The organism is Streptomyces sp. NPDC030820, assembly GCF_055572075.1.
In genome coordinates, this window is the sequence record NZ_JBVIEB010000022.1 from 22401 (window position 1) to 42838 (window position 20438).

Consider the following 20438-nt stretch of genomic DNA (forward strand, 5'->3'; position numbering starts at 1 on the left):
TAAACTGTAAAGGCCCGAACCGCCCTGGCTCATCACTGAACAGCGACGTCCTTTCAGCGTCGTGTACATCGGCGGTCTCCGCAACTCCTCTGCCCGAGGGCGTGCAGACCGCGGGTGACGGGGCAAGGAGTGCAGGATGAGCCGCTACACGCAGATTCGCGGTCTCGGGGAACTGTCGGTACGGCGGAAAGACGCCGGTTACGAGGACATCCGCAGGGCCGTCGTATGGAACGCGCTCACACCGGCGCGGTTCCCGGACGTCATCGTTCGCGTGGCGTCGGCCGGTGATGTCGTGGAAGCGGTGCGCCTGGCCCGGTCCCAGGGCCTTCAGGTCGCCATACGGTCGGGGGGACACAGCTGGTGCGGGTCGGCCCTGCGCGACGGGGGCATGCTCATCGACCTGTCCGGGCTGCGCGGCTGCGCCGTCGACCCCGCCTCCGCGACGGCGACGGTGCAGCCCGGCGTCACCGGCGTACAGCTCAGCTCGGAACTCGGCCGTCACGGACTCGCTTTCCCCACAGGCCACTGCGGGTCCGTCGCCGTCGGCGGATATCTCCTCAGCGGAGGGCTCGGCTGGAACTCCGGGGCCCGTGGGCCGGCGTGCGCCAGTGTCGAGCAGATCGAAGCCGTGACCGCGGACGGGGAGCCGGTCACCTGCAGCGAGAACGAGCACAGGGACCTGTTCTGGGCGGCCCGGGGAGCGGGTCCCGGCTTCTTCGCCGCGGTCACCGCCTTCCGCCTCAGGCTGTATCCCCACCCCGGCGCGATCACGAGCACCAGCTGGACCTTCTCCCTCGCGAACGTCACCGAGGTGACGCAGTGGGCCACCGAGCTGGCCGTGGGGCTCTCCCCGAACGTCGAGTTGAGCTTCTCCCTCGGCACGGTGGACCCCGGCACAGAGCCGGGCCGCAGAGCGGTGACCGTCACCGGTACCGCCTTCGCCCCGTCGCGACAGGAAGCAAGCGAGTTCCTCCTGCCGCTGCGCGACTGTCCCCTGCGCCGAGGCTCCCTTTCCCATCAACTGGACGAGCCGACGACGTTCGAGGCCCTGTACGACTCCTCCGCCGCCCTGTGGCCTCCGCAACTCCGCTATGCAGCGGACACCCTGTGGTCGGACGCCGGCTTCCCCACACTGCTCGGCGAGCTCGCGGATGTCGTGGACTCGGCCCCTTCGAACAGATCGCTGGTCCTCGCACCGTTCTCGCCCGCAGGCCGGCCGCCGCCGGACATGGCCTTCTCGGTGCTCGGGGAGAGCTATGTCGTGCCCTACGCCGTCTGGGACGACCCCCGCCAGGACGCCGCCAACATCGGCTGGCTGCGGGAAGCGATACACAGGGTGGAACCCTTCGGAACGGGGCACTACATCGCCGAGGCGGACCTCACCGCGGCATCGTCCCGTGCCCGCCGCTCCTTCACCGCGGACGACTGGCAGCGCCTGGGGAACCTGAGAACGCGGTACGACCCGGACGGCGTCTTCTGCTCCTACCTGTCACCGGACGAGGCCGCGCCGTAGTCGACCCCTCTGTGCGACGGCCACATCTCGCGCCTGCGCAAGGGGGGAGAGATTCCTCCCAGGAAGTTTCCCTCCCGGGATGGATTTCTCCGCTTTTCGCGGCGCGCTGAGCACCTCCGCCTTCAACACGGGCATCGCCGCCGGATCCGCGATCGCCGGTACGGCGCTGGAGTCCTCCCTCGGCCCGACCGGACCGCCCCTGGTCGGCGCCGGCATCGCCGTACTCACCCTGCTGCCGCTGACCGCCCTCGCCGTGCGCGGCACCGCCACCACGACACGGATCGTGGCCCAGCGCACCCCCGCCCCCGAGCAGACCGGCGAAACCGCCCGGACACCGGCACACCGCTGACCGCACCCGACAGGCCACACCCAGCGAAACCACCGCGTGTCGGCAACCGAACCGGACTCCTGCACAGCCGAGGGTCAGGTTGCCGGTCCAGCCGTCCTGTCGGCCGTCGGCGGAGCCGTACGCCCCCCGAACGCCTCCAGAATCCGTTCCGCCGCCAGTGTCGCCGTCAACCGGCCTTCCCTGACCTGTCGTTCGAGGTCCGGCGCGGCCTCCCGCACCGCCGGGTCGGCGTGGAGGCGGCCCAGCAGTTCGTCGCGAACCATCGCCCAGGTCCAGCGGACCTGCTGGTCGCGCCGCTTGGCGGTCAGCCGGCCGGTGGAGTCGAGCAGGGTGCGGTGCTGTTCCAGGCGCTCCCAGACCGTGTCGAGGCCCGACGACTCACGGGCGCTGCAACTGAGCACCGGCGGGCTCCAGAACGCCTCCTTGCCGTGCATCAGACGCAGCGCGCCCGCCAGTTCACGGGCGGCGGCCTTCGCGTCGCGCTCGTGCGGTCCGTCCGCCTTGTTGACGGCGATCACGTCGGCCAGTTCCAGGACGCCCTTCTTGATGCCCTGCAGCTGGTCGCCGGTGCGGGCCAGGGTCAGCAGGAGGAAGGAGTCGACCATCTCCGCGACCGTCGTCTCCGACTGGCCCACGCCGACCGTCTCGACGAGGATCACGTCGTAGCCCGCCGCCTCCATGACCACCATCGACTCCCGGGTGGCCTTCGCGACCCCGCCCAGCGTGCCCGCGCTGGGGGAGGGGCGGACGAAGGCCGCGGGATCCACCGCCAGGCGCTCCATCCTCGTCTTGTCGCCGAGGATGGAGCCGCCGGTGCGGGTCGAGGAGGGATCGACCGCCAGGACCGCGACCCGGTGGCCCAGCGAGGTGAGCATGGTGCCGAACGCGTCGATGAAGGTCGACTTGCCGACACCCGGCACCCCACTCACGCCGATCCGCCGCGCCCGGCCGCTGTGCGGGAGCAGCTGGGTCAGCAACTCCTGCGCCAGCGACCGGTGCGCGGGGCGCGTGGATTCCACGAGCGTGATCGCGCGGGCCACGATCGCTCGCTTTCCGTCCAGCACGCCCTTCACATACGTGTCGAGATCGATCACCGCCACCCCGCAAGCCCCCGCTACAGCTCGTGGCCGAGGTCGGCCGACAGCCGCTTCACCAGGCCGTACGCAGCGTCCGGGATCACCGTCCCGGGCAGGAACACCTCCGCCGCGCCCATCTCCCGCAACGTCGGCACGTCCTGCGGCGGGATCACCCCGCCGACCACGATCATGATGTCCTCGCGACCCTCCTCCGCGAGCTTCTCGCGCAGCGCCGGGACCAGGGTGAGGTGACCGGCGGCCAGCGAGTTCACGCCGACCACGTGCACGTCCGCCTCGACCGCCTGCCGGGCGACCTCCTCCGGGGTCTGGAACAGCGGGCCGACGTCGACGTCGAAGCCGAGGTCGGCGAAGGCGGTCGCGACCACCTTCTGGCCGCGGTCGTGGCCGTCCTGGCCCATCTTGGCGACCAGGATGCGCGGGCGGCGCCCCTCGGCCTCCTCGAAGGCGTCCACCAGGGCACGGGTGCGGTCCACGGTCGGGGACTGGCCTGCTTCGTTGCGGTACACGCCGGAGATCGTACGGATCTGGCTCGCGTGCCGGCCGTACACCTTCTCCAGGGCGTCGGAGATCTCGCCGACGGTGGCCTTGGCGCGGGCCGCGCGCACGGCCAGTTCCAGCAGGTTCTCCTTGCCCTCGGCGGCCCGCGTCAGCGCGTCCAGCGCGTCCCGGCACGCGGTCTCGTCCCGCTCCTCCCGCAGCCGGCGCAGCTTCTCGATCTGCTGGGCGCGTACGGCGGAGTTGTCGACCTTGAGGACCTCGATCGCCTCGTCGTTCTCCACGCGGTACTTGTTGACGCCGATCACCGGCTGACGGCCCGAGTCGATGCGGGCCTGGGTGCGGGCCGCGGCTTCCTCCACGCGCAGCTTCGGGATGCCGGCGTCGATGGCCTGCGCCATGCCGCCCGCCTGCTCGACCTCCTGGATGTGCGCCCAGGCCTTGCGCGCGAGGTCGTACGTCAGCTTCTCCACGTACGCGCTGCCGCCCCACGGGTCGATGACCCGGGTGGTGCCCGACTCCTGCTGGATGAGCAGCTGGGTGTTGCGGGCGATGCGCGCCGAGAAGTCGGTCGGCAGGGCCAGGGCCTCGTCGAGGGCGTTGGTGTGCAGCGACTGGGTGTGGCCCTGGGTCGCCGCCATCGCCTCCACGGCCGTACGCGTGACGTTGTTGAACACGTCCTGCGCGGTCAGCGACCAGCCCGAGGTCTGCGAATGGGTGCGCAGGGACAGGGACTTGGTGTTCTTCGGGTCGAACTGGGAGACCAGCTTCGCCCACAGGAGCCGGGCCGCCCGCAGCTTGGCGACCTCCATGAAGAAGTTCATGCCGATCGCCCAGAAGAAGGACAGTCGCGGTGCGAACGCGTCCACGTCCAGGCCCGCTTCCCGGCCCGCGCGGAGGTACTCGACGCCGTCCGCGAGCGTGTACGCCAGCTCCAGGTCGGCCGTCGCGCCCGCCTCCTGGATGTGGTAGCCGGAGATGGAGATGGAGTTGTAGCGGGGCATCCGCTGCGAGGTGTACGCGAAGATGTCGGAGATGATCCGCATCGACGGCTTCGGCGGGTAGATGTAGGTGTTGCGGACCATGAACTCCTTCAGAATGTCGTTCTGAATGGTTCCGGCCAGCTTCTCGGGCGGTACGCCCTGTTCCTCCGCCGCCACGATGTACAGCGCGAGCACCGGCAGCACCGCGCCGTTCATCGTCATCGACACGGACATCCTGTCGAGGGGGATCCCGTCGAACAGCTGCCGCATGTCGTAGATCGAGTCGATCGCCACGCCCGCCATGCCGACGTCACCGGTCACGCGCGGGTGGTCGCTGTCGTACCCCCGGTGCGTGGGCAGGTCGAAGGCGACCGACAGGCCCTTCTGGCCGGCCGCCAGGTTGCGCCGGTAGAACGCGTTGGACTCCTCGGCGGTGGAGAAGCCCGCGTACTGGCGGATCGTCCAGGGCTGGTTGACGTACATCGTCGGGTAGGGGCCGCGCAGATACGGCGCGATGCCCGGGTAGGTGCCCAGGAAGTCCAGGCCCTCCAGGTCACGGCCGGTGTACAGCGGCTTGACCCCGATGCCCTCCGGGGTCTCCCACAGCGGCTCCTGTACCCCGGTCGCCCGCTCGACGGCTGCGCGCCAGTCCTCGGCACTGCCGTCGGCGACCGGCGTCCCCAGCTCGATGCCGGAGAAGTCGGGGATTCCCATCAGGACACTCCCATGCGGTCGAGGGTCGCGGACAGCACGTCGATGGCGTCGCAGCCCGCGAAGACGTACGAGTCGATGCCGGCGTACGCGCCCCGGCCCGCCAGGAACACATGCCGGGCCCCGGCCGCCCTGAGCGACTCGGCGGCCTGCTCGGCCTGTTCGGCGTAGAGCGCGTCGCTGGAGCACAGCACGGCTTCGGTGGCGCCGCTGTCCTCGAAGGCGCCCTCGGTGACCGGCTCGATGCCGCCGGCCTGGAAGAGGTTGGCGGCGAAGGTCGCGCGGGCGGTGTACTCGGCTGCGGAGCCGAGGGTCGCCAGGAAGATCCGGGGGCGGGCGCCGGTCGCGGCGAGGTGGCCGTCGGAGCGGGCGCGCAGCTCCTCGTAGGCCTCGTCCCGGCGCACCCGGGGCAGACCGCCGGACGGCGGCTCGGGTGCGGGCTCGCGCTCCACCGGCTTCTCGGTCAGCAGCGGGAACTCGCTGACGCCGGTGATGGGTTCGCGCCGCTTGGCGAGCTTCTTGGAGCGCTCCGCCCAGGTCGTCGCGAGGTCGGTGCGCAGCCGGCCGGAGCGCAGTACGGCCGCCTGGCCGCCGTCGCGCTCGATCGTACGGAAGAACTCCCAGGCGGCCTGGGCGAGTTGGTCGGTGAGCTGCTCGACGTACCAGGAGCCGCCCGCGGGGTCGATGACCCGGGCCAGGTGGGACTCCTCGATGAGGATCGTGGAGGTGTTGCGGGCGATGCGGCGGGCGAACGCGTCGGGCAGGCCGAGCGCGTGGTCGAACGGCAGCACGGTCACGGAGTCGGCGCCGCCGACCCCGGCGGCGAGTGTCGCGACGGTCGTGCGGAGCATGTTCACCCACGGGTCGCGGCGGGCCATCATCACCGGCGAGGTCACCACGTGCTGCACCTGTGCGCCAGGGGCCCCGCAGACCTCGGCGACCCGGGCCCACAGCCGGCGCGCGGCGCGCAGCTTGGCGATGGTGAGGAACTGGTCGGCGGTGGCCGCGTAACGGAACTCCAGCTGCCCGGCGGCCTGTTCGACGCTCAGCCCCGCCTCGGTGAGCTCCCGCAGATACGCCACACCGGTGGCGAGCGAGGCGCCCAGCTCCTGCGCGGCCGAGCCGCCCGCCTCGTGGTACGGCAGCGCGTCCACGGTGAGGGCGCGCAGCCCGGGGTACTGCCCGGCGCAGCGTGCGGCCAGGGCGGCGTACGGCGCGAAGTCCAGCGCCGTACCGGTGCGGGCCTCGTACCCGAGCGGGTCGCCGCCCAGATTGCCGCGTACGGCCTCGGCGGCCACGCCCTTGTCCGCGGACAGCCGCAGCAGCGCCTCGGCGGCCCGCCCGGTGTCCCGGCCCGCGTCCAGGACGACCGGCGCCAGGTCGAGGTAGACCCCCTCCAGCGCCCGGCCCAGCCCGTCCACCGGGATGCCGCCCTCGCCCAGCACCAGCCACAGCGAGGTGCCGCCGTTCTCCAGGTCGGCCAGGACGGCACCGTCCGCGAGGGCGGTGTGCCGCTGCCGCACGTCCCAGCCGCCCGCGGTGTTGCCCTCGGGGCGGCTGCCGCGCACATACGGCGCGAAGCCCGGCAGACCGGGGTCGGGCGCGGCGTCGCGCGCGGTGTAGAGGGGCCGGGTGCGCAGCCCGTCCTCCAGCGTCGTGGACAGGGCGTCCTCAGCTGCCGCGCCCGAGACTTCCTTGCCCGACTTGCGCAGCACGCCCTCGACCAGGCGTTGCCACTGCTCGTGCGTCGCGTCAGGGAACTCGGCGGCCAGTGAGAGCCCGTCGTCAGGCAGGACCGTCATGGCTCGGATGCTAGGGCAGCATGCTCAAGTGAGTGCAGCGCGGGGGCTGTGAGGTTTCCCTCCTTGCGCTTGTGACCTGCGCCGCTCAGCCGCCGGAGGGCTCCTCGTCGAGGTCCGGGACCAGCGCGCACATGGCCGCGCGCTGGTCGGGGCCCATGGAGTCGGCGAGGGCCTGGCGGACGGTTCCGGCGAGCAGGGTGGACGTCTCGTCGAGGAGGTCGCGCGCCTTGTCGGTGAGGGCGACCTGAACGCCGCGCTTGTCGCCGCACACCGAGGTGCGGACGACCAGGCCGGCCCGCTGGAGGCAGGCGATCTGGTAGGTGAGCCGGGTCTTGGGGCGGCCGAGGAGGTCGGCGACCTGGGTCATGCGCAGTCCGGTGCGGGGCTGTTCCGCCAGCAGGCACAGGATCAGGAACTCGTCGTGCGAGACGTCGAGGGTCTCCTTCACGACCGACCGCAGCCGCTGCTCCACGGCGCCGGTGGCGGCCAGCAGGATCATCCAGGCGCGCAGCTCCGGGGGCAGCAGGCTGCCCGCGGAGGCGGGGCATTCGAGCCGGTCGGCGGGGTGCGCGTCGGATGTGGACATGGATCGAGTCTACCTGTTGTCCAATTTTGGACCAGAAGGTTGTTCAGTTTTGGAGGAGTGGGTTGTTCAAATTTGGATGACGCGCTAGCGTGACTGTCAGTCATCCAAATTTGAACCACTCGAATCAGGAGTACGACCATGACCGTCGCCGTGCAGACAGGCACCTGGCAGCTCGACCCGGCCGCGTCCACCGTGGGACTGCGGCACAAGACCATGTGGGGACTCGTCACCGTGAAGGGCACGTTCACCGCGGTCGCCGGCGGGGGCGAGGTGCACGCCGACGGCTCGGCCACCGGCACCGTGACCCTGGAGGCGGCCTCCCTGGACACCAAGCACGCCAAGCGGGACACCCACCTGCGCTCGGCCGACTTCTTCGACGCCGACAACCACCCCGAGATCACCTTCGCCGTCCGCGGTGCCGACCGCCTCGACGGCGACGGCGTACGGGTCACCGGTCAGCTGACCGTGCGGGGCGTCAGCAGGCCCGTGACCCTCACCGCGCGTCTGACCGACGCCGGTGCCGACGCGCTCACCCTGGACGCCGAGTTCAGCGTCGACCGCGACCAGTTCGGCATGGGCTGGAACCAGCTGGGCATGATGCGCGGCCTGACCACGGTCACGGCGCAGCTTCGCTTCACGCGGGCGCGGGCCTGAGACGCCCGCTCAGCCCTTCATGCCCAGCTCGGCCCGGCTCACGTCCTTGGTGGAGAGCGTCTGCGGGGTTGCCGTGAAGGCGCGCAGCCGGATGTGCGTGGCCTTCTTCCCGGGCAGGGGGAAGCCGCCCTTGGGCGCCCGCAGCTGGACGGTCGCCGTGGTGTGCGCGGGGATCGTGGCCGGACCGTGCGCGAGCGACCAGTACCGGTTCATGCCCTGGCCCCTCGTCAGCATGTAGTGCGGGGTCAGCGCGCTGCTCCCGGTGTTGGTGACCTTCACCGTCAGTGCCGACAGAGTGTGCGCCGAGGCGTGCCGGGCCGCCGTGATGTCCATCCGCAGCGGCGGCTTCCCCGACACCGCGAGGGTCGCGCTCACCAGCGCGGGCAGCACCAGCAGCGCCACGGCGGCGGCCAGCGCGGGCCGACGGCGCCGGCCCGTCAGCCACCGGGGGCGCGGCTGCCACGCGTTCCTGAACTCCGACAGGGGGACGGTGATCGCCGCCGTCAGCCACAGCGGCGTGTACATCAGGTAGTAGCCGTCCTGGGACCGGGTCGCCAGGTAGAAGGCGCACCAGGGCAGCACGGTCGCGGCCGGGCCCAGCCGCCGCACGAACAGTACGAACAGCACCAGCAGGGCCGCGGCGAGCAGCATGCTCGCGTGGCCGTACCAGTCGAGCCGGTCGCTGCCGTGCGTGAAGTACAGGGAGATGTCGACCAGACCCTGGCCGTGCAGCACCGCGCCCTGGGTCAGCGGCAGCGCGATGCCCCGGAACCACGGACCCGGCTCGGTCACGATGAAGTACGCGTTGATCAGCACCCAGGTGAGGGCCGCGATCCCGGCGATCCGCAGCACCACCCGCGTGGCCGCCCGGCCGCCGAGTTCACCGCGGCGCACGGCGTAGATCCCGGCCAGCAGGAACGGTGTGACGAACCAGGGGAGTTGCTGTGCCGCGCACGCGGCCCCGATGCACGCGGCCCGTGCGATCCCGGCGGGACCCAGCCGGCCCCCGGCGCCGAACCGCGGCCAGCGCACCACCACCGGGACCAGCAGGACCAGGCCGATGATCGCCGGGTAGCCCTGACGGGCGTACATCGGCAGGAAACTGAAGCCCAGGCAGACCATCGTGGCCGCCGACCGCCATGGCGTCGGCAGCAGCCGCCACAGCACCACCGCGCCCACGATCAGTACGACCGTCACCGCCAGCGTCGCCGGTGCCCCGGTGTGGCCGAGCCACAGGAAGGGCACGGTGAGCAGCGGTGCCAGCGGGGGATAGCCGTACGTGTAGTCGTAGCCGCCGGTCGTCGTCGCCGTCAGGGCGACGCCCTTGATGTGGAAGAGCCACGGCCACGGCTGGTCGTAGACCAGGTGCCCGCCGACGATCTGTTTCGCGGCCTGCGTGGTCAGGACCGCCTCGTCGCCGCCCGCGTGGTTCAGCGCCCAGGTGCACAGGGTGAGCGCGATCGCGGTCACCAGCACCACGGCGTCGAGACGGGCCAGCGAACGCGCCCGGCGGACCGTCAGCGTGAGCACGCCGGTCACCAGGATCGAGGCGTAGCAGACGGAGATGACCCCCGCGAGGGCCACTCTGTGCGTGGCCGCCTGCGTCCACACCGCGCGCGTGCCGATGAACAGGCTGACGTCGGCGAGCAGCGTCAGCACGCGATGCCACTGCGCGGGTGGCTCATGGAGCTCCGCGCGGGCGACCGGTACGGCGGACACCGCCGACTGAGTCCGCCGGCCGGCTGTCACCTGCTGTGTTTCTGCCAAGTGCACGGCACTGGACGCTAACGGCAGCCGGTGAGCGGGGCGTGGCGGCATGTGAAGAGTCGGGTATGAGGGCGGTAAGAAACGGACGTAATCGTACATGTGACGCAGGTCGCTTCCGGCCGTGCGGCACCGGATCGGTCGCGCAGTGTGTCGCTGTTGGGCCGAACGGGTGACTTGGCGTAAGAATTGGCTGGTGCAGGCATGGAGTGAGAGTCAGGTCGGGGGGAGCCGGTGAGCCGCTACGACGTCACCGATGAACAGTGGGAAGGGCTCGCCCAGGTCGTGCCGCTGCGGGGCCGGGACGCCTGGCCGTCCGCGGTGAACCACCGCTCGCTGCCGGACGCCGAGACCGAGACGCGGCGCCGGTTCGTCGTGCTGCGCGTCAACGTCTTCGCGGACGCCCGGGAAGTCGCCGAGACCCTGATGGCCGGCGCGCCGGTCCTGCTCGACCTGACCGGCGCGGAGACCGAGGTCGCCAAGCGCGTCCTGGACTTCAGCACGGGCGTGGTCTTCGGCCTGGGCAGCGGAATGCACCGTGTCGACCGCAATGTGTTCCTCCTCACCCCACCCGGCACCGAGGTCAGCGGCCTGATGGAAGGGGCGGGGGTGTCGGGCGGCTGACCCGCCGCCTCCGGCTGCCGAGCGGGGTGGTCTTCGGGGTGAGTGTGGGGCCAGGGCGTTCGTGGTCGGGTGGCTGGGGGGTGCGCCTGGTGGTCGTGTGGGGTGCTGGGCGCGGTTGAGGCTGGGGTCTTTGGGGTGACGTGGGGCGCGGGTGTTCGTGGTCGGGTGGCTGGGGGGTGCGCCTGGTGGTCGTGTGGGGTGCTGGGCGCGGTTGAGGCTGGGGTCTTCGGGGTGAGTGTGGGGCGCGGGCGTTCCCGGCCTGGTGGCTGAGGGGATGCGTGGCGGTCGAGTGCGGCGGCTGGGTTCGCGGCGGTGTGTGGTGGTGTGCGTGTCCGGAGGTCGCGGCGTCGGTCGTCCGGTGTCACCCGACCGAGTGTCCCCTCGTCCCGTTCGCGCCCGCCCGACCGCCCGTTCGTAGGAAGGTGCCGGCAGGAAACGGTTCGGCAGACGGGCCGGGTTCTACGGTCCGGACATGGCCGTGCCTTCCGTGTCCGCTCAGCCCCCCGCCGCCGGGACCGTTCCCGCGCAGTCCCGGCGGTCCCCCGATGTACGTGCCCGGATCACCGAGCTGCGGCTGTCGGCCTTCGCCGGGCATCGGCGGGCCGGCTTTCCGCTGGGGTCCGTCACCTTGTTCGCCGGGCCCAGCGGAGCGGGGAAGACGAACGCGCTCACGGCGTACGAGGCGCTGGCCCGGCTCGGTGGCGGAGCCTCGCTCTTCGAGGTGTTCCCGGACCCGGTGGCCTGTGTACCGCAGCGGGCGCGTCCCGATGCCGGAGGGCGGCGCGGCTTCCGGATCGGCTGTACGGCCGACGGTGCCGAGGGACCGGTCCGGCTCGACGTCGCCGTACAGGCCGAACCGGACCTCAGGATCGTGGGGGAGCGGCTGACCGCGGGCGGGGTGGTTCTGCTGGAGACCGCCTTGCGCGATCCCGGGCGCGGTACCGTCCAGGCCGCCTGGCACACCGCCGGCTCCGCCCCGGTGACCCGGGGCCCGCTCCCCGACGACCGCCTCGGCACCGCCCTGCTGCCGCTGCGCGTGGCCGGCAAGACCGACGGGCAGCGCCAAGTGCTCGCCGCGGCCGAGCAGATGGTGGTCGCCCTGCGCTCCGTCTTCCCCTGCGACCCCCGCCCCGAGTGCATGCGCACCCCCGTGCCCACCGGCTCCGGCCGGCTGCTGTCCGGCTGCGGCAACCTCGCCGACGTGCTGTGGCGCACCCGCGCGGAATGCGCCCGCCGGCACGGCCTGCTGGTCGACGTCCTGCGCGCGGGCTGCGCGGGGCCGGTGACCGATCTCGTCGCGGAGCCGCTGCCGGACGGCACGGTACGGGCGCTGCTCGACCGCGGCGACGGGCTGCGCACCGAACTCGCCCGGCTCGGCGACGGCGAACTGCGCTATCTCGCGCTGGCGCTGGTGCTGCTGACCGGGCCCGGCGTCCTGGACGTGGACACCCCGGGCGAGGTGCCCGACGCCCTGCGCACCCTCACCGTCCTCGCCGACGGCTTCGACCGCGGCCTCGACCCCGCCCAGCGCCGGGAGCTGCTGCGGACGGCCGTCCGGATGGGCGAGCGCGGCCACATCCGGTGGGTGGGCGCGGTGAGCGACGCCTCGTGGGCAACCGGGACCGAGGGCGTCGCAGTGGTACACCTGGACGCGTGACGGAACCTCTTGACCTGGCCCGACTCCAGCGCAGGCTCGCCGAGTTCGCGGCCGCGCGGCACTGGCAGCCCTACCACACCCCCAAGAACCTCGTCGCCGCGCTCAGCGTGGAGGCCTCCGAACTGGTCGAGATCTTCCAGTGGTTGACGCCGGAGGAGTCCGCACACGTGATGGACGACCCGGACACCGCGCACCGGGTCACCGACGAGGTCGCCGACGTCCTCGCCTATCTGCTGCAGTTCTGCGATGTCCTCGGCATCGACCCGCTGGCGGCCCTGGACGCCAAGATCGACCGCAACGAACGGCGCTTCCCGGTGCCGGGGGCGCACGGCGCGTCCGAGCGCCCTCAACCGCCGGAGGGCTGAACTCCACTATTACTCTCCGGAGTTGAACTGCCTGTCGAATCCGAATTGTTGTCCACAGATTTCCGTCTACCTCTGGCTTTTCACCCCGAGCGGTTTCACTCTGGGTAGTGACCAAGGGAGTTCAAGCGGGCGTGCGAGGAAGCACGCGGAAGGACGGGGGCGACGCATGGATGCGATAGGGCTCATCCTCACGAGCAGGCGTGCGCTGGCGTGCGGTGCCGACGCGGCCGAGCTCATGTCGGAGGTGTGGCAGGCGCAGGCCCTGGCCCAGGCGATCGGCAGCCGGCTCGCGGTCTCCGGCCCGCCCGAGCTGCGCGGCGAGGCGCTCGGCCTGACCGAACTGGCGGGCCGGGGCTGCGGAGTCCTGGACCCGCCCGCACTCGATCTGGGCGACCTGCGCGCCGCCCAGCTCACCGAGCTGGCCGACGCCCGCGAGACCCTGCTCTGCCTCGGGGATCTGCTCGGCGAGGTCGGCATGGCCCTGGTCGGCATGGCGAGCGCGGCCGACGACGAGACGACGTACTGGCAGTGCATGGAGGCCATCGACGCGGCCGACGAGTCCCGCGACCGCGTCCTGGAGATGCTGCGCAAGCTGGCGGCGCGGGAGGAGGCGTTACAGGAGAACGGCAACCGGAACAGCCCGTCGGGCGTGTGACTCGGCCGAGGCCGGCCGCTGCGGCGCCGGCGCCGGACGGTGCCGATGAGGTCGGGCCGGAGGCCGCCGCCGTGCACCACGGCGGCGGCCCCTCAGCTACCTCAGCCGCTCTGCGCGAAGCCGTAGTCGAGGATCTTCGTCGCGTCCTGGAAACGCTGGTCCGCCGAGGTGTCGGCGAGCACCGTGCCCACGACCGTGCGGCCGAGCCGGGTCGCCGCGAACACCAGGCAGAACTGTGCCTCCGGTCCGGATCCGGTCTTCACGCCGATCGCGCCCCGGTAGGAGCCGAGCAGCTTGTTGGTGTTGTCCCACGGCTGCATCGCGTGCGTTCCGCCGCCCGGCCGGTAGGACTGCATGTCCTTGTACTGCTTGGTGCCGACGACCTTCTTGAAGGTCGCGTTCTTCAGCGCGACCCCGGCCAGCTTCGCCAGGTCGCGCGGCGAGGCGTAGTTGTTGCCGTTGGACACCCCGTCGAAGGAGTCGAAGTGGGTGTTGGTCAGGCCCAGCTCGCCTGCCTTGGCGTTCATCTTGGCGATGAACGACTTGGTCCGCTGGGCCGTCGTCGACCCGGTGCCGTAGGTGTCCGCGAGTGCATAGGCCGCGTCGCAGCCCGAGGGCAGCAGCAGCCCGTACAGCAGGTCGCGCACCTTCATCGAGTCGCCGAGGATCAGGTGGGCGCTGGAGTAGCGCTGGGTGTGCGTGGTGGGGTCGATGACGTAGTCCGTGTACTCCTTCTTGATCTGCACCTTGCGGTCGAGGTTCACATGCGGCTGGGACAGCACCACCAGCGCGGTCATGATCTTCGTCGTGGATCCGGTCCGCAGCCGTCCGTCCGGCGCCTTGCCGAACAGCGCCTTGCCGGTGGCCGGGTTCAGCGCGAACGCGCCCTGGGCCGACACCTGCGGTGCCGTGGCCGCCTGGGCGGGAGCGGCCGCGAGTACCCCCGTACCGAGCACCGCACCCGCCAGTGCCGCGACGACGGCTCTTCTGCCGGCGCGGGCTCCGTGGCCGTGGGACATGGTTCCCCCTTCAGTCAGTGGTCAGTTGACGGTCGATCACTATGCCGCAGATATGAACGACTTGTGTCGGAACTGTGGGCTCCGCCACAGCGCAACGGATCAATGCTTGATCGGATGGCCGGGTGCGCAGAATCCTCCCTCTCGCCCTCACCGGCCTGTTGACCCTGTCGGCATGCGGCCTCGCCGACCACGACGACCCGGCCGAGCAGGCCCGCCGCCTCAACACCATGGCGTCCTTCCCGCTGCACGCCTATCTCCCGGACCCCGAGTCGGACGGCGGCAAGGACGTCAGCAGGGCCCAGTGGATCCTCGGGAAGCAGTGCATGGTCCGGCTCGGGTTCACCGGCTTCGCGGTGCTCGACCCCGAGTCCCTCGGGTCGACCTACCCGGTCCGGGAGGGAACGCTCACGAGCGAGGGCACACCCGGTGACGACAGCCCGTACGGCGTCGTCGACCCCGACCTGGCCGCCGAGCACGGCTACCACAACCGGAAACCGGACGGGTCCGCCCAGCCCCAGGAGTGGCCCGCCGACCAGTACGCCGCCCTCACCGGCACCTTCGCATCCGGAGACAGCCACTTCGCGCACGGCCACCGCATCCCCGAGGGCGGCTGCCTGGGCCAGGCGACACGGAGGATCTACGGTCCTCCGCCCGAGGCGACGAAGATCAACGGCGTCAAAATGTCCGGCTATTACTCGCTCGCCCTCGAACTCTGGTACGAGTCCCACAAGAAGGCGAGCAAGGACCCGGCGTGGAAGAAGGCCGACCGCGCCTGGTCGGCCTGCATGAAGAAGAAGGGCTTCCACTACTCCGACCCGGACCAGGCGGCCACGGACATCGCCTGGTACCGGAACGAGAAGCCGTCGGGCAAGGAGCAGAAGACGGCGGCCGCCGACGCCCGGTGCAAGCTCGACACCGGCTACGTCCCGGCCGTGCACGCCCTCGAAGCGCGCACGCAGAAGGCCGTCATCGGCGGGAACAAGGAGAAGCTGGACGCGATGCGGGCGGCGGACGAACGGGCGATGCGCAAGGCCCGGACGATCACCGCGCACGGATCCTGAGCGCGGCCCGGGGCGAAAGGCGGCTCACGATGAGAAAACCGGTGGTCAGCGGGCCCTGATACCGGAAGAATCGGTCATGTGTTCCTGACGATCTCCACGCGCGGCGACGCCGCCCACCCGGCCACCGACCTCGGGTACCTGCTGCACAAGCACCCCGACAAGGCGCAGCGGTTCTCCACGTCCTACGGGACTCCGTAGATACGTAGGTTGAAACTGCCCTACGCTCTGCCTCATGGCAGAGACACAGAGGGCGCTACTCGCCGCACGGATCAGCGTGGACACCGACGAATCAACGTCCATCCCAAGGCAGTTGGAACACCTCCACACGTGGGCTAAGGGACTCGGCTACCCCGTGGCCGGTGTGGTGGAGGACAGGTCGGTGTCCGGCTCTGTAGACCTCCCTGAGCGCCCTTCTATGGGTCCCTGGCTCACCGAGGAAGGGCGGGAGAAGTGGGATGTGCTGGCAGTCACCACACAGGACCGCCTGAGCCGTGATGACCTCCACTTCATGGCGTTCGTCAAGAACGTTCTGGACTGGAGGAAGAAGATCGTCGTTCTCGATGATCCGTCGCTCGATATCTACAGTACGAACGGACGGCTCATTGCCTATGCCAAAGCCACTCAGGCAGCAGCAGAGCTAGAGAAGATCCGGCAACGTGTCTCTGACGCACGTGACTACCTACGCCGGAACGGCCTGTACGCGGGTGGTATTACGCCGTTCGGCTACGTCTATGCGGACTCACCGGACGGGAAGCATTACGTCCTGGTCCCGGAAACCAAGTACGCCAAGCTCTTGAAGGAGATCTCAGAGCGGGTGCGTGCTGGAGTCTCCACGAACCAGATAGCCCGAGAGCTGAACGCCAAGGGAGTACTTACGTGGCGTGACTATCTGCGGGTACTGAGAGGGAAGGACCCAAAGCGCAGGAACGGGAACGCTCTGACAGAGCCCAAGGGAACCAACTGGACTCCCAGGGTTGTTCAGAACATCCTCAAGCACCCTGCCTGTGCTGGCTTCCTCGCATACAAGGGTGAGCCGTACGAGGATCAAGAGGGAAACCTCGTAATGGCTACGGAGTACCCGATTCTCACTCATGCCGAATGGCAAGCCACCGTAGCGGCAGTCAAGTCACGTGGCGTATCGAACATCCGGCGTACCAACCAAGCCTCTCTGCTGACAGGGGTTGCACGGTGCGGAAGCTGCGGAGCACGGATGTTCTGTCACCGACTGAAGAAGACTCTGGCAACGGGGGAAGTCAAGATCTACCGGCACTACTCCTGTACGTCCCGTTCCAAGGGAATGCCCTGTAACGCGCCCGCTCGGATTCCAGAGGACTTCCTGAATGAGATCTTTGAGGGAGTCCTCTTGGACAAGCTGGGAAGCCTCCCGGAAGTCGTGAAGGTGACCGAGCCGGGGGAGGACCACACAGCAGAGCTGGAGCAGGTCACAGCACGTCTGCTCAGGCTGGAGAAGGACTATGAGAACGGCCGGTACGACGAGCCAGAGAAGGAAGAGTCCTACTGGCGTATGCACGGGAACCTCACCAAGAAACAGGCGGAGTTGAAAGCCAAGCCTGTGCGTCCCTCAGTGACTCGATACGTAGAGACTGGTCTGACGTGGGCTCAGAAGTGGGGAGGCATGCGCACCGAGGAACGTAGGGATTACCTCACAGGCAGGGACGTACGGGTCTACGTCTGGAAGAGCGCACTTCTCAACGCGAGTCACGGCGTAGTCGTGTTCCTCGGTGACCTACAGGAACTTGCCAAAGCTGCGGGACTGGACTCCGCCTCTGTTGAGGGATGGCAGTTGAACGGCTGGAACGTACCGGCGCACTGGACGAACCCGGAACTCAGGGACTTCCCAAGCAAGTTGGTGGACACGTCTGAGGTTCCAGAGGTCATTGACCAGCTACACCAGAAGCTCTTGAGCGCCCCTGAGAGCGTCTGAGAACCCGAGAGAGCCCGAGAGAGCCCCTGGATACCTTCCCGAGTTGGGAGGGCGTCACAGGGGCTTTTCTGTGTCTTCTGGAGCCCTCTTCCGGATACTGGTCTGGGTAGTGACTCGTCTAACTCGCGAATGACCAGGCAGGGCAAAACCTTAATAAAGTTTCTTAAGGGTGGGGTACCTCGAAATTCAAGTTTGTCAAGTCTTTTTCGGAAAATCTTTGCAGTAATCTTTTGGGTATAAATTCCATAAAAAATTCCCCCCGGTCCAAGACCAGAGGGAATTGATGGAGCGTCAGTTCTGGCTCTCGTCATGAGCCTGGAGAGCCTGAGAGATGGCACCGACGGACGGGTTACGGCTCTCTCCACTCCCCGTCTTGTAGGTGAGGTGCGGCTGAATCTGCCGGATGGTGAATCCCTTGTCTCTCAACGCCACAGCCTGAGCCGTCAGAGCCTCGTTCATGACCGGTCGGCGTCCACCTACCCGACCACGCTTCTTCGCAGCCTCAAGACCGTTCTTCGTCTTCTTCACGATGTCCCTGCGCCGGTCCTCTGCCAGAGCGAAAGCAAGGTCAAGGATCAGGCTGCGCTCTGTGTGCTCACCCTTGGCCACACCATCCAGCACCTTCACGGCTACGCCACGCTCGAACAGCTCAGTCAGCATCAGCAGACCCTCAAGGAGGTTCCGGCCGAGCCGGTCAACTTCCTGGACCGTGAGCATGTCTCCCTCGCGCATGTACTCCAGTGCCGAGACGAGACCAGGGCGCTCCGAGACAGTCAGCTTCCCAGAGATCTTCTCCTCAAAGACCTTCACGCACCCTGCCTCATTCAGTGCGTCGTGCTGCCGAGCCGTCTCCTGACGGTCGGTGCTCACTCGAACCAGGCCCACAAGTGCCATGACTACCCCTCCGTGTTCATCAAACCCCTGCCCTAACAAGATGAACACTACCAGATAGATGAACGGGTTGATGAACAGATTCAGCTATCCGCAGGGTCAACCTGGGCTGTGTCGGCACGGGTTCAGCAAACGACCGTTTGATGAACAGCAATCTTGCTACAAACCTTGAGACAATGGAGAGGGAGAGAGCGGGAGGCCACACACAGAGAAAGGCAGAGAGCCAATGAGCGATCCAACAGCAGCAGTCATGCCGGACCTGGGAGCGATAGACGACGTGGCCGACACAGCCACGGACTCACCGCTAGGCGACACCCTCAACGCGTACAAGGAAGGTTCCGGGCGCGCCCGTGAGTTCCTGCACGGTTACGGCAGTGCACGCGGCACCACGCCAGCAGGGAACACCCCTGGAAGAGCCACCTTCTCCGGCCCTGATGGGATCACAGCATGGGGCGGAGCCAAAGAAGTCATAAACCCATACGCATAACGACCGAACAAAAACCAGAAGGCACTTAGCTGGAATTAACCGGCTGAGTGCCTTCGGTGTTTCTAGGATTCCGTCAATGAAACGGAGTGATTCCGTTGATGGAACGGAATGTTGATATAATTAGATGTGTGAGCGAGAAACCATATCCACATTCCCTGAGTTTTTTAGGAGTCCTAGCCATGGAATTTTTAAAGAGAACAGATCTATCACTTGGAGCAAGGGTCTTATATGCCCTCACGAGAGCCGACCAAGCATCCATGACCAAGTCCCTTAGAGATGCGCTGGCGGAGCCTTACAACGTCATACAGAGCCGTCTAGGCGCATACGAGGCCGAGCTACAAGAGGCAGGTTTCTGATGGCGCTTCTACTGCTCTCCGCATCCCTGCAAATTCTACTACTTCTAGCGTACGTCATCACCGAGAGAAAGAAGGTCAAGCAAAATGCCGCTGTCAGATAAGAACGGATGGTATCCGTCAGAAGTTCTGGCGCTCTTATTCGATGAGAGAGTGTCTGTCTACACCAAGCTCTTGGTTTGGTTTCTGGCTATAGCTCCGGACGGCATCCAAATAGCCCAGCAAGAGCTAAGCCGCGTTTTGAGCACTAATAGTGGCAGTAAGACAGTTCAAAGAGCCATTGAAGAGGCGGAGCGCTTTGGCTACCTAGAGGTAGACCGCAGCCTTAAGCCATATTGGTACCAAGTGAAGTAACCGACAGAGGAGAAGAACTATGAGCAACACACAGTTTTCACAGTCAGCCGGAAACCAGGCTTTCAGCTTCGGCGCGCAAGAGCGCTCCTGGTGGGCAACCAACCTGGACCCAGAGGTGCAGGCAGAGCGTAAGGCCATGGAGGAGGAGAAGCAGAAGTTAGTAGCTCAGATGGAGGAAGAACAGAGAATCCGCGAGCTGATGGAGATCTCCGGAGCTGGATTAGTTGCCATCATCCGACAGTTCGATCACGAGGACCCGCGCGAGCGACGTCCGGCCGAGACAGGGAAGGTGCAGGCAGAGTTCAACGCTGCTTTTCCTGGTGTGGACTTCAGAAACGTTCTGGAGCAGCTAAAGGCTATGGGAATCGTCCATGAGCTGACTGCAAGTACCCAAGGCTTCATGGGAGCGCGTACAACTCACCTCCACCTGCTGTGAGCCGCTATGGACCTGAGCACACCAGCGATTGCGCTACTCACCATGCTGCAAGACGGGAATGACTCAGATTCGCTCTACCTACGTGAGCACTTCTCCCGAGAGTTCCCAAGCAGCGATTACGATGCATGCCTAACGGAGCTGAAGGATTCTGGGATGTACCCCGAGTCGGCTGAGCTAGTGCGGGAAGAGAGAAGGAAGGTCAGATTCACATTCCGCAGTGAGATTCCAATGAGGTTCGACTAAATAGAAGAACCCCCTAGGCTTGACCGGTGCGCCTAGGGGGTTTCTTTCCAGAAAGAGAATATAGTTACATTCTATCTGGAAATAGAAGAAGCTCCGCAGAGGGGAATCTACGGAGCTTCATTCCAGAAAGGTCTTATCCCAGCAGGGATAATGAATAGGAGGGAGTCAACAGATATGACCGATAGCCAGAGAAAGGGTATTCCAACTAGTACCGAAAGGATGCGAAGCATGGCCGACGAGCCAAACGAATTATTACATCTATTAGAGAGGATATCAGAAAATGTCTGATACCACAAAGCCCAAGAATGGGCAGACTGTATTACTCCCAGTCCCGAACGGTTTAATCCGTGGAGATTTAAAGCCAGACGTTTTCGTTTGCTGGATCTTCCTATCC

The 20438-nt window shown here is 67.6% G+C and carries 17 protein-coding genes and 1 pseudogene; 11 read left to right on the forward strand and 7 right to left on the reverse strand.

What is annotated here, in order from left to right; all coding sequences use genetic code 11:
- The first annotated feature begins 136 nt into the window (after positions 1-136).
- Both ACZ418_RS39010 and ACZ418_RS39015 read left to right on the forward strand, forming a co-directional pair.
- Positions 137-1513: an FAD-binding oxidoreductase gene (locus ACZ418_RS39010; RefSeq protein ID WP_468372591.1), complete on the forward strand. Its 1377-nt coding sequence runs from the start codon at positions 137-139 to the stop codon at positions 1511-1513.
- Positions 1514-1592: 79 nt separating this feature from the next.
- Complete coding sequence (locus ACZ418_RS39015) at positions 1593-1862, forward strand: hypothetical protein (protein ID WP_468372594.1); 270 nt, start codon at positions 1593-1595, stop codon at positions 1860-1862.
- Positions 1863-1936: 74 nt separating this feature from the next.
- Here ACZ418_RS39015 and meaB read toward each other — a convergent pair whose 3' ends face one another.
- From meaB to ACZ418_RS39035, 4 genes are all read right to left on the reverse strand, one after another.
- Positions 1937-2956, reverse strand: a complete 1020-nt coding sequence (gene meaB / locus ACZ418_RS39020; RefSeq protein ID WP_468372596.1) for a methylmalonyl Co-A mutase-associated GTPase MeaB — start codon at positions 2954-2956, stop codon at positions 1937-1939.
- A gap of 20 nt (positions 2957-2976) precedes the next feature.
- Positions 2977-5151: a methylmalonyl-CoA mutase gene (gene scpA / locus ACZ418_RS39025; protein WP_468372598.1), complete on the reverse strand. Its 2175-nt coding sequence runs from the start codon at positions 5149-5151 to the stop codon at positions 2977-2979.
- Positions 5151-6950: a methylmalonyl-CoA mutase family protein gene (locus ACZ418_RS39030; protein WP_468372600.1), complete on the reverse strand. Its 1800-nt coding sequence runs from the start codon at positions 6948-6950 to the stop codon at positions 5151-5153. The genes scpA and ACZ418_RS39030 overlap by 1 nt, the downstream gene beginning before the upstream one ends.
- 85 nt (positions 6951-7035) lie before the next feature.
- On the reverse strand, positions 7036-7536 hold the full coding sequence (locus ACZ418_RS39035) for a MarR family winged helix-turn-helix transcriptional regulator (protein ID WP_468372603.1): 501 nt from the start codon (positions 7534-7536) through the stop codon (positions 7036-7038).
- Positions 7537-7674: 138 nt separating this feature from the next.
- Between ACZ418_RS39035 and ACZ418_RS39040 the strand changes: the two genes are divergently transcribed.
- On the forward strand, positions 7675-8190 hold the full coding sequence (locus ACZ418_RS39040) for a YceI family protein (protein ID WP_468372605.1): 516 nt from the start codon (positions 7675-7677) through the stop codon (positions 8188-8190).
- Between the two features lie 9 nt (positions 8191-8199).
- Here the strand turns inward: ACZ418_RS39040 and ACZ418_RS39045 are convergent, their stop codons facing one another.
- Positions 8200-10008 (reverse strand): hypothetical protein, encoded by a 1809-nt coding sequence (locus ACZ418_RS39045; protein ID WP_468372608.1) that lies wholly within the window; start codon positions 10006-10008, stop codon positions 8200-8202.
- Positions 10009-10188: 180 nt separating this feature from the next.
- Here ACZ418_RS39045 and ACZ418_RS39050 point away from each other — a divergent pair, with 180 nt between their 5' ends.
- From ACZ418_RS39050 to ACZ418_RS39065, 4 genes are all read left to right on the forward strand, one after another.
- Complete coding sequence (locus ACZ418_RS39050) at positions 10189-10578, forward strand: cell division protein SepF (RefSeq protein ID WP_388624753.1); 390 nt, start codon at positions 10189-10191, stop codon at positions 10576-10578.
- 472 nt (positions 10579-11050) lie between these two features.
- Positions 11051-12235: an AAA family ATPase gene (locus ACZ418_RS39055; RefSeq protein WP_468372612.1), complete on the forward strand. Its 1185-nt coding sequence runs from the start codon at positions 11051-11053 to the stop codon at positions 12233-12235.
- Positions 12232-12600 (forward strand): nucleotide pyrophosphohydrolase, encoded by a 369-nt coding sequence (locus ACZ418_RS39060; protein WP_468372615.1) that lies wholly within the window; start codon positions 12232-12234, stop codon positions 12598-12600. The genes ACZ418_RS39055 and ACZ418_RS39060 overlap by 4 nt, the downstream gene beginning before the upstream one ends.
- 166 nt (positions 12601-12766) lie before the next feature.
- Positions 12767-13255 carry a DUF6099 family protein gene (locus ACZ418_RS39065; RefSeq protein WP_468372618.1) on the forward strand — a complete coding sequence of 163 codons (489 nt, stop codon included), beginning with the start codon at positions 12767-12769 and terminating at the stop codon, positions 13253-13255.
- A 101-nt stretch (positions 13256-13356) separates the two neighbouring features.
- Here the strand turns inward: ACZ418_RS39065 and ACZ418_RS39070 are convergent, their stop codons facing one another.
- The gene (locus ACZ418_RS39070) at positions 13357-14274 is read right to left on the reverse strand and encodes a D-alanyl-D-alanine carboxypeptidase family protein (RefSeq protein WP_468372620.1); all 918 of its coding nucleotides are present in this window, start codon (positions 14272-14274) and stop codon (positions 13357-13359) included.
- Positions 14275-14396: 122 nt separating this feature from the next.
- Here ACZ418_RS39070 and ACZ418_RS39075 point away from each other — a divergent pair, with 122 nt between their 5' ends.
- The 3 genes and pseudogenes from ACZ418_RS39075 to ACZ418_RS39085 all read left to right on the forward strand — a co-directional run bounded on the left by ACZ418_RS39075 (position 14397) and on the right by ACZ418_RS39085 (position 17280).
- Positions 14397-15335 carry a hypothetical protein gene (locus ACZ418_RS39075; protein ID WP_468372623.1) on the forward strand — a complete coding sequence of 313 codons (939 nt, stop codon included), beginning with the start codon at positions 14397-14399 and terminating at the stop codon, positions 15333-15335.
- 78 nt (positions 15336-15413) lie between these two features.
- Positions 15414-15527 (forward strand): annotated as a pseudogene (locus tag ACZ418_RS39080) (hypothetical protein); the annotation flags it as partial.
- A gap of 40 nt (positions 15528-15567) precedes the next feature.
- The gene (locus ACZ418_RS39085; protein WP_468372626.1) at positions 15568-17280 is read left to right on the forward strand and encodes a recombinase family protein; all 1713 of its coding nucleotides are present in this window, start codon (positions 15568-15570) and stop codon (positions 17278-17280) included.
- 291 nt (positions 17281-17571) lie between these two features.
- On the opposite strand, the gene ACZ418_RS39090 is transcribed toward ACZ418_RS39085, so the two are convergent.
- Complete coding sequence (locus ACZ418_RS39090) at positions 17572-18174, reverse strand: recombinase family protein (protein ID WP_468372628.1); 603 nt, start codon at positions 18172-18174, stop codon at positions 17572-17574.
- Between the two features lie 1210 nt (positions 18175-19384).
- On the opposite strand from ACZ418_RS39090, the gene ACZ418_RS39095 reads away from it, so the two are divergent.
- Positions 19385-19801 (forward strand): hypothetical protein, encoded by a 417-nt coding sequence (locus ACZ418_RS39095; protein ID WP_468372631.1) that lies wholly within the window; start codon positions 19385-19387, stop codon positions 19799-19801.
- The last annotated feature ends 637 nt before the right edge of the window (positions 19802-20438 follow it).